This is a genomic window from Clostridium sp. 7_2_43FAA, from assembly GCF_000158375.2.
Classification (GTDB): Bacteria; Bacillota; Clostridia; order Clostridiales; family Clostridiaceae; genus Clostridium; species Clostridium tertium.
Map to the genome: position 1 here is coordinate 1 of NZ_JH815221.1, position 12,980 is coordinate 12,980.

Consider the following 12,980-nt stretch of genomic DNA (forward strand, 5'->3'; position numbering starts at 1 on the left):
AGCATAAGCTAGTAAGACCCCTTGAAGAACACAAGGTTGATAGGTCAGAGGTGTAAGTGTGGTAACATATTTAGCTGACTGATACTAATAGGTCGAGGGCTTGACCAATAAAAATAGGCTTGAAACTAATTCATGTGCAATTTTCAGAGAACACTCTGAAATCTGGTGATGATGGCGTAGAGGAAACACTCCTTTCCATTCCGAACAGGAAAGTTAAGCTCTACAGCGTCGATGGTACTGCATGGGCGACTGTGTGGGAGAGTAGAACGTTGCCAGGTTAATATGGCTCGATAGCTCAGTCGGTAGAGCAGAGGACTGAAAATCCTCGTGTCCCTGGTTCGATTCCTGGTCGAGCCACCAGATAAAAAGCACTAACATTTGTTAGTGCTTTTTTTATACCCTATAATTTTTTTACTTAAGTTCTTCTAAGACAGCATCAATATGTCCTTTAACTTTAACTTTTCTAAAATCTTTTATTAAATAACCTTCTTCATTAATGATAAATGTACTTCGTTCTATTCCTAAAACTTTTTTGCCATACATATTTTTTTCTTTGATAACATCATATAATTCACAAACAATCTTATCTTCATCACTTAATAAAATAAAAGGTAAATTAAATTTCTCAATAAATTTATTATGTGAATTTAAGTTATCTTTACTTATTCCAAGCACTATAGCATTTTGATTTGTGATTTTATCTATATTATCTCTAAAATCACATGCTTCTGTAGTACATCCTGGTGTATTATCTTTAGGATAAAAGTATAATATTACCTTATTTCCTATATAATCACTTAGTTTATGTTCTTTTCCATCAGACCCCATAAGAGTAAAATCTGGTGCTAAATTTCCTATTTCCATTATAACATCCTCCTTTTAGATCTTATATAATTATAATACTATTAATAATTATTATCAACAAATAATATAAATACTAATCGTAAAATTAGATTAATTAGATAAATATTATATATTTTATTATAAACTCTGTTATAATTAATAAGGATTAAAATTTAAAATAAAGGAGATATTTCAATGGAAGATAAAATTTTAGTTACCATAGCAGGCAAAGAAATTAAAGAATCAGATTTACAAAATATGATAATGAAGTACCCAGCTGATAAAAGAGCATATTTTGAAACAGTAGAGGCAAAGAAGCAATTATTAGAACAAATGGTTTCATTTGAGTTAATCAACATGTTAGGTAAAGAGTTAAATATACAAGACACAGAAGAGTATAAGGAAAATGTAAGACAGGCGGAAAATGATATATTAACTCAGCTAACATTAAATAAATTATTATTAGAAGTTACTGTTACAGATGAAGATGCATTAAATTATTATAACAATAATAAAGGGGAATTTACTCAACAACCTACAGTTTCTGCAAAGCATATATTAGTAGATTCAAAAGAACTTTGTGATAAAATTAAGAGTGAAATAGATTCAAAGGAATTAACTTTTGAAGAAGCAGCTATGAAATATTCAACTTGTCCTTCTAAAGAAGAAGGTGGAAATCTTGGTGCATTTGGAAGAGGAATGATGGTTCCAGAATTTGAAGATGAAGCTTTCAAATTAGATATAAATGTTGTGAGTGAACCAGTTAAAACACAATTTGGATATCATTTAATAAAAGTTGAAGATAAAAATGAAGGAAGAGAAATGCCATTTGAAGAAATAAAGGCACAAATAGTTAATAAGCTATTACAAGAAATGCAACAAAGAAAATATTTAGATGTTGTAAAAGAATTAGAAAAGAAGTACGGAGTTACTAGAGCTTAAGAGATATTAAAAAAGGAATTGATTCATCAATTCCTTTTTTGTTTTATAATAATTCATTAAAGCTAAATATGTATCTATCTGATAATTCTATCAAAGTATCTTTCTGGTTTTCTGATGCCTTATCATATACTGAGTAGACATGCATGCCTGCAAGTTTAGCTCCTTTAACGGCTTGTACAATATCTTCGAACACTAAGCAATTTTCAGGTGCTATACATAGTTTTTTTGCAGATAATAAATATATATCTGGATTATCCTTTGATTTCTTTACGTCTTCAGTTGTAGTTATTGCATCAAAATATTGATATATATTATTATTTTTTAATGTAGCCTCCAATAATTCAACTGAATTACTAGTTGCTAATGCTATTTTAATTCCTTCCTTCTTTAATGAATCCAAATATGGAATTACGCCTTCTTTTAATTTAATAGTATTAGAATAGTGATAAAAGGCCATATTATGCCATGTAGAAATTATTTTATCTATATCATCATTTATATTAAATTTGTTTTTAAAGTATATTGCTGTTTCTGTTAAAGTAAGATGAGTGATTTCCTCTTGAAGATTTTCAGGAACAGCATAACCAAAGTTACCTAGATACTCTTTATCTATTTGAGCCCATATTCCCATTGAATCTATTAATGTTCCATCTAGATCAAATATGACTGCTTTAATATTATTCATATATGTAAACCTCCTATTAGTTATTATTCAACATAATATTATAATAAGTTAAATATTTAGCTTAGTTATATAATTATTTTATTTATATAAAAAAATTTAAAAAAATTATAGCAATAGTGAAACCTTTTTCATATACTTATTTTAAGTAGAATTTTGAAAAGGGGATAAGATTTATGTGGATATTAATATTGTGTGTCTATATATCTATAATACCAATAGTATTAATTTCTTGTAAATCTATTGGATTTGATGATGAGCTTAAGGAAGTAAATGATTATATAGATTGTAACTAGCTATATAAATAAATCTGTGAATACTAAAATAAATCCAATTTTATTTTATAAATTATAAAAAATAAAAAATCCTCTCGAAAAGAGAGGATTTTTTGGTCGGGGTGACAGGGATTGAACCTGCGACCTCATGGTCCCAAACCACGCGCGCTCCCATCTGCGCCACACCCCGAAGTACATTATAATTATAGTAAGTATAATCTATTATGTCAACACTTTTAAAATAAAATATTAAAATTATTTCTATGGCAATTAATAAGTATAAGTTCATAATATTAGCATTAAATTATGTATAAAACAATATAGATTTTATGCATTTAAATAGAAATATAGTTATACTGATATTATCTTTACTTATAGCTATTAAATATGATATCTTTTAAGTAAATTATAAATTTTACTTATAGTATATTTATCTTTAAGTTGTTTAAGATATTCAAAAGTAAATATTAATAAATTTAATAAAGCAATACTAAATCTATATTTCTAATTTTAAATTTATATAATATATAATTTGCTTGGAGGTCAAAGTTATGAGAGGAAGTACTGTAGTTATTATTTTAGGAAGTATAGGATTTTTATTAATGGGACTTTTATCATTAAAAAGTAAAAAGATGAGGAATTTCTTGAAGGATAGTGGAGTCTATAATGATATTGAGAAGTTTATGAAGCTTAACGGAATATTTAATATATCTATAGGTCTTTTAGGGATTATTTTAGGTGTATTAGATTACACATTCATAGAAAAATCAAAATATATAGTAATAACATTTATAATTGTTATTGCTATAGCATCTTTTATACAAAGTAAGATGCTGAAAAAATACAGGAATATATAAAGTTATATATTCCTGTATTTTTATTTGAATAAGTCTTTTTTTTCTTACAGTACTATCAATTACAGCATCGATAAATTTATGTAGAAATTATTTGTAAAACTATTATATAAATGATAATATATAACATATAATTATAAAGAGATTTAGATTAATTTAGTTATGTTTACATAACTAGTAATTATCCAGATATGTACAGTATACATTTACATTGTCTAAACATCTCATTTTAAAAAAATTACCATTGTCCAAGCTTTCCATAAGTGTTATAATGGTAATATATCACGTAGGGAGAGGGGGATGGTCTAAGGACCAAACATTTATGAAAAAGAAGATTTTATCTATTGTTATGGCTGGTGCTTTAACAATAACTTCGGTAACGCCGGTTTTTGCTACTCCTAATCAGGAAGTAATAGAGAATCAACAGAAATATGATGACATAAGTAAGAAGATTGAGGATATTCAAGGGAAGATATATAGTTTAAATGAACAAATAGCACCATTAGCAGAAAAGGTTGACAATAATAAAAAGCAAATGGATTCTATTAAGGATGAAGTAGAAAATACTAAGAAAGAAATAGAAACTTCAAAGGTTGATATTTCAGAAAAAGAAGAAGTATTAGGAAAGAGATTAAGAGAGCTGTACAAATCAGGTGGACAAGGTAGTTACTTAACACTTTTATTTAGTGCGGATAGTTTTAGCGATCTTATATCTAAATTAGATTCTGCTACTAGACTTGTAAATATTGATAAGAAAATAGTAAAAGATTTAGTAGATAAGAAAGAAAAATTAGATGAAAAAGTTACTTCACTGGAAGAAAAAAGAAATGAAATAGCTAAGATAAATGAGGAAGTTAAGAAAGATTTAGATGAGTTTACTGGAAAGAAACAGGAGCAAGAAGCTCTTATTGCAGAAATAGAAGCAGAAAGGGCTAAATTTGATAAAGAGTTCTTATCTGTTGCAGAAAGAAGTTTAGTTGAACCACAACTAGCGATACTAGAATCATCTAGTTCTATCACTGATCTTCAAAGTGCTATAAGCCAATTAAGAAGTATCAGAGATAACCAATTAAAAAGCCCTACTGTAGTAGAAGAGATTAATAATTCAATAGAAGCTGCTAAGGTTAAATTAGAAGAGTTACAAGCTCAAGAAGAAGCAGCTAATAAACCAAGTATACCAAATAGAGGACCTGGATCATCAGCTTCAGGTAATGCAATAGTAGATTTTGCATATGGATATATTGGTGCACCTTACGTTTATGGGGCTACAGGTCCAAGTAGTTTTGACTGTTCAGGATTTACTAGCTTCGTATTTAGAAATGCAGCAGGAATAGATATAACAAGAACTACCTATACACAAATTGGGGTTGGAACTCCAGTTTCATATGGAGAATTACAACCAGGAGATTTAGTATTTACTTATGGTTTAGATCATGTAGGAATATATGTAGGTGGTGGTCAATATATACATGCTCCTCAGCCAGGAGATAGTGTTAAGGTTTCACCAGTTACATCATTCTACGCTGCTAGAAGAGTACTTTAATTAGAATTTAATTAATATTTATTATAAACTCCGTCAAAATTTGGCGGAGTTTATTTTCTTTAATATTATATTAGCAAATCTTTTGTTAATTGAAAGTTTATTAAATAGTTATAAAGCAAATGGTTTATATGATATAATTTAGAATGGATATAATATTAATAGCGTGTAAATAAGTGATAAAAATTTTATAATCAATAGTATTGGTTTATTATAATAGTTGATAATAAAAATATAGTTTTAGAAATAATTTGAGGTATTTAAAATGAATAGAGAAATTAGTTTATTAGAAGATGAATCTATTGATGATTTACAATTAGATAACTTGTATTTGATCCAAAAGAAGTCTGGATTTAGATTTGGTGTAGATGCAGTTTTATTATCAAACTTTGCAAATGTAAAGAAAAGACATAGAGCCATAGATTTATGTACAGGTACTGGAATAGTTCCTTTTTTATTATATGGAAAATATAAACCAGTAGAAGTTATAGGAATAGAAATTCAAAACGAAATGGTTGAAATGGCTAAAAGAAGTAGTAAGTATAATGAATTAGAAGATATTATTAAATTTGAAAATGCTGATTTAAAGGATATGAAATTTTTGAATCAATTAGGCAAGTTTGATGTTTTAACAGTCAATCCTCCATATAAGTTAAATAACTCAGGTATATTGAATCCTAATGATAAGTTAGCAATAGCTAGGCATGAAGTTTTATGCACATTAGAAGATGTAATAATAGCAGCTAGAAAGCTCTTAAAGGATAATGGAAGAATGTATATGGTACATAGACCTGAAAGGCTAATAGATATATTTGAGCTTATGAGAAAACATAAGATTGAACCTAAAAGAGTTCAAATGATTCAGCCTAATAGCAAAAAGGCTCCTAATATAGTATTAGTTGAAGGTCAACGAGATGGTGGAGCTTATTTGAAGTGGGAAGCACCACTATATGTATATAATGAAGATGGTAGTTATTCAGATGAATTAAATAAAATATATGGTAGGGAGGTCTAGATTTATGGAAAAAGGTAAGTTATATTTAGTACCAACTCCAATAGGAAACTTAAAAGATATAACATTGAGAGCTTTAGAAGTTTTAGAAAATGCAGATATAATAGCTGCAGAGGATACTAGGCAAAGTTTAAAGTTATTAAATCATTTTAACATAAAGAAAAGCTTATTTAGCTATCATAAACATAATGAGCAAGGTAAGAGTGAAGATATAATAAATAAACTAAAGGGTGGCATGAACATAGCACTAATTACTGATGCAGGTACTCCAGGAATATCTGATCCGGGAAGTGTTATAGTTGAGAAGTGCATAGAGCAAGAAATTGAATTTGAAGTATTACCAGGTGCAACAGCAATAACGACTGCTTTAGTTTACTCAGGGTTAGATACGACGAAGTTTATATTTAGAGGATTTTTACCAAGAGAAAATAAGGAAAGAAATCCTATAGTTGAAGAAATTAAAAATGTTAGAGATACTATAATCTTATATGAAGCTCCACATAGATTGTTAGATACCTTAGAATATTTATTAAATAATATAGGGGATAGAAAAATTGCAATATGTAGAGAGCTTACGAAGCTTCATGAAGAAATCTATAGGGGAAAAATATCGTCGACATTAAAATATTTTATAGAAAATAGACCGAGAGGTGAGTTCGTCTTAGTAATTGAAGGTAAATCTGAGGATGAAATAAAAGCTGAGAAAGAGGCTTTATGGAGAGATTTAACAATAAAAGAACATTTATTAAAGTTGATAGAAAGTGGAATAGAAAAAAAGGATGCTATAAAATTAGTTGCAAAAGAAAGAAATTTACCTAAAAAAGAAGTTTATAAATACTCAACAGAACTATAATTAAATCCCCTATGACTTCATATAGTCATAGGGGATTTAATTATAAATAATCTTTTAAGTATTAAAAATTATTTTTTTAATTCTGTTAAACAATTTTTACAGATGTTTTTACCTTTGTAATTTACAACATCTCTAGCATCTCCACAGAAGATACAAGCAGGTTCATATTTCTTTAAGATTATTTGTTCACCATCTACATAGATTTCTAAAGCATCTTTTTCAGCTATATCTAATGTTCTTCTTAATTCAATAGGAATAACTATTCTTCCTAGTTCATCTACTCTTCTTACTACACCAGTTGATTTCATTATATTTCCTCCTTAAAACAAGTTTCGACATCTTGCAAGTTAATATTACTAAAAATGTAATTAAAAGTCAACATAAAAGAGAAAAATTTTCAAAAATACATATTTAATTTGCCTTTCAAAGTCATAAATACAATATACTACCATAAATTAGAAAAGTCAATACTATTTAATCAAATTTCCAGATAAATAGTAAAAGAATGTAGAATGGCTTGTCCACTAGCTTATGAAGGGGAAAAAAGTATTTCAGCAAAATAAAATTAAAAAAAAGCTAATAAAAAAAGAAAAAATTGTAAAAAATAATAAGGATTATAAATTTTATTATAAGAATTAAATATTTTGAAAAAATTAAGAAACGATAGTTATTTTTGTTGAATTTTAAAGAAATAATAGAATAAAATTAAACAGGCAGAAGTAACTTGTAATAAGTTTATATATACTATATAATTAAAATAAGAATAAATATTTAGAGGTGAATATAATGGTAAAGAAAATAGATACTAATTATATAACAGAAATTGCAGAAGAAATGTCTAATAGCACTATGGTTGGTTATGAGGATTTACCTAAATATGATCTATTTTTATCTCAAGTTATAGATTTTTTAAATGATAAGTTTATAGAAGATAAATATACAAATAATATAGTGCAAAATTATATAAAGAGTGAAGTTATTAGCAAACCAGAGGATGGAAAAAAGAGGGGCTATACTAAAATACATCTTATACAATTAGTATTATTAAGCTATATGAGACCAGTATTAACAACGGAAGAAATTAAAAAGGTTTTCAGATTGGCATTTAATGAAATAAATGATAGATCAGATGATATAATATCTTGGGAAAAAGCATATAAGATATTTTCAGAAACTCAAAGTGAAAGCTTTAAGGATTTCCTAAGTAAGCCAGCTGTAGATGAAGAAAAGTTAGATAACATAATATCAGAATTAAAATTAAATGAAAAAGATGAAAATAGTATAAGAACATTTGTTATTGTAATGTCACTTATTGCACAAGCAAGTGCTATAAAAAAATTAGTTCAAAAGATAGTGAATGAATATCATTCAGAATAAATATTATAAAAATTATATTAATTTAATAAATAAAATTAAAAATCATCATCTAAGTGCATATGTAAATAGTGGGGTGATTTTATGGAAGAGATAGTTAACTTAGTAGCTAATCTAGGCTTTCCTATAGCAATTTCCTTATATTTATTAATAAGAATAGAAGGGAAGCTAGAAAGTCTTACTAATAGCATAAATAATCTATCACAAACTATAAATTCAATTAAATAAAAGCTTTCAAAATAAGGTATTGTTAATAATAAGTAGCAATACCTTATTGATTTTAGAGCCTATTAAATATTAGCTTTTAGGATTATAATATATATATGTTTTGCTTAATACAGTATTTATTAAGACTAGCAATATATTAAATAGTTAATATGCTTATTTAAATAAAATAGTAAAAATAGAAGCATATATTATTTAAAATATATAGATAGGAAAGAACTTTAATGAAGAATAAAATAATTATTAAGGAATCTGTTAGAGGAATAATAGAATATGTTTTAAAAACTGGTAGTTTAGATGATAGGTATATGGGAAAAAGTAGAGCTCTAGAAGGGACTTTAGCGCATCAAAAACTACAAAGCAGTAATGAGTCAATATATAGTCAGTATCAAAAAGAAGTAAGAATGGAGCATGTCTTTGAAATTGGAGATGTGACATTATTAGTGGAAGGAAGAGCTGATGGTATTATTATAGAGGATAATAATATTTGCATAGAAGAAATAAAATCTACAATGAAATCGCTTATATATATAGATGAGGATTATAATGAATTACATTGGGCTCAAGGAAAGTTTTATGCATATATATATTCTATTCAAAATAAATTAGAAGAAATAAATATAAGGTTGAGTTATTTTAATATAGAAACTGAAGAAGTAAAAAGCTTTGATAAAAGATTTAGGTTTAATGAATTAGAAGAGTATATTGATTTTATAATAAATGAATATAAAAAATGGATATTATTAAAGTCTAAGTTAAATATTATAAGAAACGAATCTATAAAAGCATTAAAATTTCCTTTTGATAATTATAGAAAAGGACAAAAGGAGTTAGCTGTTACTTGTTTTAATACAATAAAGGAAAAAGCAGTATTGTTTGCTCAAGCACCTACAGGAATAGGTAAAACAATATCAACTATATTTCCTGCTGTAAAATCTTTAGGAGAAGATAGAGGAGAAAGAATTGTATATTTAACAGCTAAAACAATAACTAGAACTGTAGCAGAAGAAGCAGTAAATAAGTTAAAGGATAATGGGCTTAAGTGTAGAAATATTACATTAACATCCAAGGAGAAAATTTGTTTTAAGGATAAAACTAATTGTAATCCAGAGCACTGTGAATATGCAGTAGATTATTATGATAAGGTAAATGATGTTATATTTGATATGCTTGGAAAAGAAGACAACTTTACAAGACAGAAGATTGAAGGATGTGCGAGAGATAATAAAGTATGTCCTTTTGAGCTATCATTAGATTTGAGTTTATGGTGTGACATAATAATATGTGATTATAATTATGCTTTTGATCCTAGGGCAAAATTGAAGCGCTTTTTTGAAGAAGATGTTGATAAAAATATATTACTTGTGGATGAAGGTCACAATCTTGTGGATAGAGCTAGGAATATGTTTAGTGCAGAAATCTATAAGAGTAAGGTAATGCAAGCGAGTAAACTTATAAAGGGGAAAGTGCCAAATCTATATAAGGCATTAAATTCTATTAATAAGGAATTAATAGAAATACGAAGAGAAGTTCAAGAAGCTGAAAGTATTAGTATCTATAAAAAGGATCAGTATAAGGACTTATATAAATTACTAAGAATATTTTTAAAGGAATGCGATGAGTATCTTATAAAGTCTGTAAACACAGAAGGTTATGATGAAATAAGGGATTTATATTTTGAAATAAGAAGCTTTATATCAATTTCAGAGCTTTATAGTGATGAATATGTAACTTTAGTAGAAGTTAATAAGAATGATGTTAAGGTTAAGTTGTTTTGTGTTAATCCATCTAAGAACTTATCTAAAGTAGTACAAGAAAGTTATTCTACTACAATATTTTCTGCAACACTAACCCCAATAAATTATTATATAGATTTACTTGGAGGGGATGATAAAAGCTATAGAATAAAATTGCCATCGCCATTTAAAAAGGAAAATCTAAGAATTTATGGACATCCGCTTAACATGAGATTTAAGCAAAGAGAAAATAATGTTGATAATCTATGTGAATTGATTTATAGATTTGCAAATGAGCAAATAGGCAACTATATGGTATTTTTACCATCCTATCAATATCTAAAGCAGATATATCAAAGATATATAGAGTTATATGGTGAGGAGAATACTATTTGTCAGAATGAAATTTTAACAGAATCTCAAAAGGAGAATTTTATAAATAAATTTCAAGATGGCGCTAATATACTAGCCTTTTGTGTTATAGGAGGAATATTTTCTGAGGGGATAGACCTACCAGGGAATAGGCTTATAGGAAGCATAATAGTAGGAGTAGGGTTTCCTAAAATATCTAATGAGGGAGACATAATAAAGGATTATTATGATGAAAAAGGGTTTGATTATGCATATATATATCCAGGAATAAATAAAGTAATGCAAGCAGCTGGAAGAGTCATAAGAACAGAAACAGATAAGGGGAGAATATTACTTATAGATGATAGATATTTTACTTTAAAGTATAAAAGCTTGCTTCCAAAAGAGTGGGATATAGTTAAATAAAATAATAAAGGGGGAGTATAAATGAGAGTGATTGACTTAAGTCATACTATAAATAAAAATATGACTACATATACAAAAGATGAGAAAATTGAAATATATAATATAGCTACAATTGAAAAGGATGGATTTAATGAGAAGCTATTAAGACTATGTACACATACAGGAACTCATATAGATGCGCCAAGTCATATGATTAACAAAGGAAAAACTATTGAAGAATTTAATATAAGTGAATTTATAGGAATAGCATTTATGATTGATATTTCTAATATTAAGGAAGTAACAATTAGTGATTTAACTCAATATGAAGAAGAGTTAAGGAACTGTGATTTCTTAATATTAAAAACAGGATGGGAAAGGCATTGGGGAACTAAAAGCTATTTTAATGATTTTCCAAGTCTAACTGAAGAGGCAGCAAAATGGATTTGTGATTTTAGTTTAAGAGGTATAGGCATAGATGCTATATCAATTGATAAGTTTGATAGTATAGATTTTGAAATACACAATATTGTATTATCTAGAGGCAAGCTTATAATCGAGAATTTAACAAATTTGAATGATATAAATAGTGACAAATTTACTTTAGTAGCTACTCCATTAAAGATAGAGGATGGAGATGCTTCACCTGTTAGAGCAATTGCACTAACGAATTAATGTTTAAAGTGTACAAATATAATTATGTTTTAATTATTAGGCAGGAATATAAGAAATATCGATATCATGTATAAACTTAATACTTAATATCGATATTTTGTGTTTAAAATAAGTTAATGTAATTTTAGTATTATAAATTAAAATATAGTGTATAAATTAAAATAGCTAAAATTAATCTATATATAAGTCGTAGCTGGCTTTAAATGATTCTCCAACGCTAAGTTTTTGAATTCCTTCTTTATCTTTAAATTCTCCATTAAAATTATAAAAATCTGCATGTCCATACCAAGGCTCGATACAAACAAAAGGTGCGCCTGTTGGTTTAGTCCATATAGCTAAATAAGGGAATCCTGAAAAATCCATGGATAAGCTCTTATTATGATTTTTAGATTTTAGGCTTATTATATTTGATTCTAAATCACCAAAAACTATAGCATCATCTTTAAATAAGTCTAAAGATAAGTTTATAATATTTTCATTATTGAAAAATGGCTTCTTAGTACCTGTAAAGTATCCTAAATTACTATTAAGTTCCATTAAATCAGAAGTTTCTTTTTTATTTAACTCAAAGTAATAATCTTCAAATTTTTCTCCATCCATTAATGGACACATAAATGCAGGATGGCCACCAATTGAGAAGTAGATATCTTTGTCATCAAGATTTGTTACATTATAACCAACTTTAACTCCATTATCTAAAAGTTCATATGAAAGTTTTAAAGAAAATTTATATGGATATACTTTTAATATATCTTCAGACCATAGAAGTTCAAAGACGATATGATTATCATCTTTTTCAATCATATTAAACTCTCTAGTTCTTGCTAGACCGTGTTGTGGTAATTCATATTCTTTATTATCAACAATATACTTTCCATCTTTAACTTTTCCAACTATAGGGAATAAGATTGGAGAATGATATTTCCAGTACGCTTCATTTCCATTCCATAAATACTCAATTGAGTTTTTTTTACTGAACAAGTTATTAAGTTCTCCACCAAAGGTATCAGTAGAGATTTTTATGTTTTCGTTTTCTAAAAAATACTTCATCATAAACACCCTTTCTGTTTTATATAGCTTACATAGAAATTATACTATATTGGAAGTTTTTTAGAAAGAAATAGATAGCTTTGCTTATATATTTTAAAGTATTGTAGTATTATATATAAAGTAACAGTAAAATAAGATAGAATATTATAAATTAATATATTTA

The 12,980-nt window shown here is 27.0% G+C and carries 13 protein-coding genes, 2 tRNA genes and 2 rRNA genes; 12 read left to right on the forward strand and 5 right to left on the reverse strand.

The genetic code is table 11. The features are described from left to right. The 3 genes from CSBG_RS00745 to CSBG_RS00755 all read left to right on the forward strand — a co-directional run. Window positions 1-108 (forward strand): 23S ribosomal RNA (locus CSBG_RS00745); the annotation flags it as partial. Between the two features lie 53 nt (window positions 109-161). Beyond that, a 5S ribosomal RNA gene (gene rrf / locus CSBG_RS00750) occupies window positions 162-278 on the forward strand. 6 nt (window positions 279-284) lie between these two features. Continuing rightward, window positions 285-360, forward strand: a tRNA-Phe gene (locus CSBG_RS00755). Window positions 361-411: 51 nt separating this feature from the next. Here CSBG_RS00755 and bcp read toward each other — a convergent pair. Then, window positions 412-864: a thioredoxin-dependent thiol peroxidase gene (gene bcp, locus CSBG_RS00760; protein ID WP_008676212.1), complete on the reverse strand. Its 453-nt coding sequence runs from the start codon at window positions 862-864 to the stop codon at window positions 412-414. Window positions 865-1,038: 174 nt separating this feature from the next. On the opposite strand from bcp, the gene CSBG_RS00765 reads away from it, so the two are divergent. After that, on the forward strand, window positions 1,039-1,785 hold the full coding sequence (locus CSBG_RS00765) for a peptidylprolyl isomerase (RefSeq protein WP_008676214.1): 747 nt from the start codon (window positions 1,039-1,041) through the stop codon (window positions 1,783-1,785). 43 nt (window positions 1,786-1,828) lie between these two features. On the opposite strand, the gene CSBG_RS00770 is transcribed toward CSBG_RS00765, so the two are convergent. Both CSBG_RS00770 and CSBG_RS00775 read right to left on the reverse strand, forming a co-directional pair. Next, a complete protein-coding gene (locus CSBG_RS00770; protein WP_008676215.1) occupies window positions 1,829-2,470 on the reverse strand; it encodes an HAD family phosphatase in 642 nt (213 codons plus the stop codon). A gap of 386 nt (window positions 2,471-2,856) precedes the next feature. After that, window positions 2,857-2,932: transfer RNA gene (locus CSBG_RS00775), tRNA-Pro, on the reverse strand. 361 nt (window positions 2,933-3,293) lie between these two features. Between CSBG_RS00775 and CSBG_RS00780 the strand changes: the two genes are divergently transcribed. The 4 genes from CSBG_RS00780 to rsmI all read left to right on the forward strand — a co-directional run bounded on the left by CSBG_RS00780 (window position 3,294) and on the right by rsmI (window position 7,001). Next, a complete protein-coding gene (locus tag CSBG_RS00780; protein WP_008676219.1) occupies window positions 3,294-3,599 on the forward strand; it encodes a hypothetical protein in 306 nt (101 codons plus the stop codon). Window positions 3,600-3,918: 319 nt separating this feature from the next. After that, window positions 3,919-5,139 carry a C40 family peptidase gene (locus tag CSBG_RS00785; RefSeq protein ID WP_008676220.1) on the forward strand — a complete coding sequence of 407 codons (1,221 nt, stop codon included), beginning with the start codon at window positions 3,919-3,921 and terminating at the stop codon, window positions 5,137-5,139. A gap of 262 nt (window positions 5,140-5,401) precedes the next feature. Further along, complete coding sequence (locus tag CSBG_RS00790; protein WP_008676222.1) at window positions 5,402-6,151, forward strand: tRNA1(Val) (adenine(37)-N6)-methyltransferase; 750 nt, start codon at window positions 5,402-5,404, stop codon at window positions 6,149-6,151. A 4-nt stretch (window positions 6,152-6,155) separates the two neighbouring features. After that, window positions 6,156-7,001: a 16S rRNA (cytidine(1402)-2'-O)-methyltransferase gene (gene rsmI / locus CSBG_RS00795; protein ID WP_008676223.1), complete on the forward strand. Its 846-nt coding sequence runs from the start codon at window positions 6,156-6,158 to the stop codon at window positions 6,999-7,001. Window positions 7,002-7,069: 68 nt separating this feature from the next. On the opposite strand, the gene CSBG_RS00800 is transcribed toward rsmI, so the two are convergent. Then, window positions 7,070-7,309, reverse strand: coding sequence for an AbrB/MazE/SpoVT family DNA-binding domain-containing protein (locus CSBG_RS00800; RefSeq protein ID WP_008676225.1), 240 nt, complete (start codon window positions 7,307-7,309; stop codon window positions 7,070-7,072). Window positions 7,310-7,787: 478 nt separating this feature from the next. Here CSBG_RS00800 and CSBG_RS00805 point away from each other — a divergent pair, with 478 nt between their 5' ends. The 4 genes from CSBG_RS00805 to CSBG_RS00815 all read left to right on the forward strand — a co-directional run bounded on the left by CSBG_RS00805 (window position 7,788) and on the right by CSBG_RS00815 (window position 11,767). Continuing rightward, window positions 7,788-8,378 (forward strand): DUF1836 domain-containing protein, encoded by a 591-nt coding sequence (locus CSBG_RS00805; RefSeq protein WP_008676226.1) that lies wholly within the window; start codon window positions 7,788-7,790, stop codon window positions 8,376-8,378. An 81-nt stretch (window positions 8,379-8,459) separates the two neighbouring features. Further along, window positions 8,460-8,603 (forward strand): YvrJ family protein, encoded by a 144-nt coding sequence (locus tag CSBG_RS17875; RefSeq protein WP_083854743.1) that lies wholly within the window; start codon window positions 8,460-8,462, stop codon window positions 8,601-8,603. Window positions 8,604-8,824: 221 nt separating this feature from the next. Next, entirely contained in the window at window positions 8,825-11,113 is a 2,289-nt protein-coding gene (locus tag CSBG_RS00810) for an ATP-dependent DNA helicase (protein WP_008676227.1), read from the forward strand. 21 nt (window positions 11,114-11,134) lie between these two features. Then, window positions 11,135-11,767 carry a cyclase family protein gene (locus CSBG_RS00815; protein WP_008676228.1) on the forward strand — a complete coding sequence of 211 codons (633 nt, stop codon included), beginning with the start codon at window positions 11,135-11,137 and terminating at the stop codon, window positions 11,765-11,767. Between the two features lie 171 nt (window positions 11,768-11,938). Here CSBG_RS00815 and CSBG_RS00820 read toward each other — a convergent pair whose 3' ends face one another. After that, window positions 11,939-12,817: an aldose 1-epimerase family protein gene (locus tag CSBG_RS00820; protein WP_035284809.1), complete on the reverse strand. Its 879-nt coding sequence runs from the start codon at window positions 12,815-12,817 to the stop codon at window positions 11,939-11,941. Window positions 12,818-12,980 lie beyond the last annotated feature (163 nt).

Bases quoted from the DNA above. Each gene is read 5' to 3' on its own strand.
- bcp (WP_008676212.1), bottom strand. From the start codon at position 864: ATGGAAATAGGAAATTTAGCACCAGATTTTACTCTTATGGGGTCTGAT.
- CSBG_RS00765 (WP_008676214.1), top strand. From the start codon at position 1,039: ATGGAAGATAAAATTTTAGTTACCATAGCAGGCAAAGAAATTAAAGAA.
- CSBG_RS00770 (WP_008676215.1), bottom strand. From the start codon at position 2,470: ATGAATAATATTAAAGCAGTCATATTTGATCTAGATGGAACATTAATA.
- CSBG_RS00780 (WP_008676219.1), top strand. From the start codon at position 3,294: ATGAGAGGAAGTACTGTAGTTATTATTTTAGGAAGTATAGGATTTTTA.
- CSBG_RS00785 (WP_008676220.1), top strand. From the start codon at position 3,919: ATGAAAAAGAAGATTTTATCTATTGTTATGGCTGGTGCTTTAACAATA.
- CSBG_RS00790 (WP_008676222.1), top strand. From the start codon at position 5,402: ATGAATAGAGAAATTAGTTTATTAGAAGATGAATCTATTGATGATTTA.
- rsmI (WP_008676223.1), top strand. From the start codon at position 6,156: ATGGAAAAAGGTAAGTTATATTTAGTACCAACTCCAATAGGAAACTTA.
- CSBG_RS00800 (WP_008676225.1), bottom strand. From the start codon at position 7,309: ATGAAATCAACTGGTGTAGTAAGAAGAGTAGATGAACTAGGAAGAATA.
- CSBG_RS00805 (WP_008676226.1), top strand. From the start codon at position 7,788: ATGGTAAAGAAAATAGATACTAATTATATAACAGAAATTGCAGAAGAA.
- CSBG_RS17875 (WP_083854743.1), top strand. From the start codon at position 8,460: ATGGAAGAGATAGTTAACTTAGTAGCTAATCTAGGCTTTCCTATAGCA.
- CSBG_RS00810 (WP_008676227.1), top strand. From the start codon at position 8,825: ATGAAGAATAAAATAATTATTAAGGAATCTGTTAGAGGAATAATAGAA.
- CSBG_RS00815 (WP_008676228.1), top strand. From the start codon at position 11,135: ATGAGAGTGATTGACTTAAGTCATACTATAAATAAAAATATGACTACA.
- CSBG_RS00820 (WP_035284809.1), bottom strand. From the start codon at position 12,817: ATGAAGTATTTTTTAGAAAACGAAAACATAAAAATCTCTACTGATACC.